1 protein-coding gene is annotated in these 1,846 nt (G+C 22.8%); it reads left to right on the plus strand.

Translation table 11 applies throughout. From position 1 onward, the window contains the following. The coding region (locus tag KJQ97_RS09160; protein ID WP_214120656.1) for a capsular polysaccharide export protein, LipB/KpsS family at positions 1-1,846 on the plus strand (1,846 nt) is incomplete at both ends.

Below are 1,846 nucleotides of genomic sequence, written 5' to 3' on the forward strand. Positions count from 1 at the left end.
GGATAGTATTTTTGGACTTTCAATAATTATTCCAATAGGAATTGAAGAAAAACATAATTTATATATATTAAAAAGACTTCAACAGCTTGTTATAAACATACTATATTATTCTAAAAAATACAAAAATATTGAAATTATCATATCAGAGTCCGGCTCTTTATGTGAAATAAAAAATCAAATTATTAAAATATCTAATAAATACAATATAAAATATAATCTATCTAATTCAATTTTCCAGCTATCAGAAACAAGGAACAATGGTTCTTTAATTGCTAAATATTCTCATATTACTTTTATTGATGTCGATTTAAGAATATCTGAAAATTTCTTTAAAAAATTATTTCAAATAATTGAAGAATTAGATATGAAAAATAATAAAGCTGCTTTTTTTACTTTACCAGTTTATTATTTAAATAAAAATTTCACTGAATATTATATAAAACATAAAAAAAATATATCTAAAATTATCAGTGATATCACAAAAAAAAATAAGAAAAGATATATTGAAAATTTTTCACCTGCAAGTTCTGTAATTATAGTAAATAAAGTGCACTTTTATAGTGTAGGTGGCTACAATACGATATACAAAGGTCATGCATTTGAAGATTTTGATTTAATGTATAGACTACTAGCCGAATTAGATCAAATAAAAAAACCAAAAAATGTATTAAAAGACTATAGAACCTGGGATATTAAGAAATATGATGGTTTAAGAGCTTATCTTTCTAAAACTGGAGAACAAGCATTAAAAAAGCAATTGTACACAATACATTTATGGCATTCTAGACCTAAAATCATAACATTTTATAAAAAAAATAATAACAGATCATTATATAAAAAAATTTTTAAAGAATTTGATAAGACATTATCACATCCAATTCCGTTAAGCCCAATTAATAATAACATTTTGTTCATTGGCAAGATAAAAACTCCTGCTTTTAACTGTCTAAAAGATTTTATTCCATATTTAGGCAAAGTTATAGAATACCAAGAAAAAGATTTTTTTTACAACAACGTATTTGATGATAAAAAATTTAAAATTTATATTAAAAAATACAACATACATACAATTTTATTTACAAATCCATATGGAAACGCTAAAAGATTGGCAATATATAATTGTTGCAAAAAGAAGAATATACCATTTTATTGTTTCGATAGAGGTGCATTACCTGATTCTTGGTTTTTAGACCACACTGGTTTTAATTACGATAGTATATTATACAAAAATATAAAAAAGCTAAATCAAATAGAGATATGTGAGACAAAGCAATATATTAATGATATTTTAGAAAATGATAATTACTTAGAAATACAAAGTAGAAAAATAGGAGCTGAATTATTAAAAAAACAATTAAATATAAAAAACAAAAAAATACTGTTTGTACCATTACAACGTAAAAATGACACAGTTATTAAATATTTTTCTGGACATATAAAAAGTATTGCTCATTTCTGTAGTATTATAGATAAATTAGCACAAGTCTTATATAATAAAAATTGGATAGTCATAGTAAAAGAGCATCCTTTGGAAAATTCAAATTTTATGTTTAAAAATGCAATACTACTAGATAATAAAACAAATTTTTTAGATTGTTTAGAACTATGTGATAAAGTAGCTGTAATAAATTCCGGAGTTGGAATATACGCAATGATGATGAATAAGCCATGTTACATATTCGGCAATGCTTTTTATGAACTAAACGGTGTAAATATTAAGATTACAAATCTAAATTTAAACTCAATCTCACAAAAATTAAATAAACCTTTTTTTGTTAATGAAGAAAAAGCAGTATCATTTATTTATCTACTCAAAAACAATATATATTCATATGCAAAATCAATC

The organism is Campylobacter sp. 2018MI01 (genome assembly GCF_018501205.1).
In the GTDB taxonomy this organism is placed as follows: Bacteria; Campylobacterota; Campylobacteria; order Campylobacterales; family Campylobacteraceae; genus Campylobacter_E.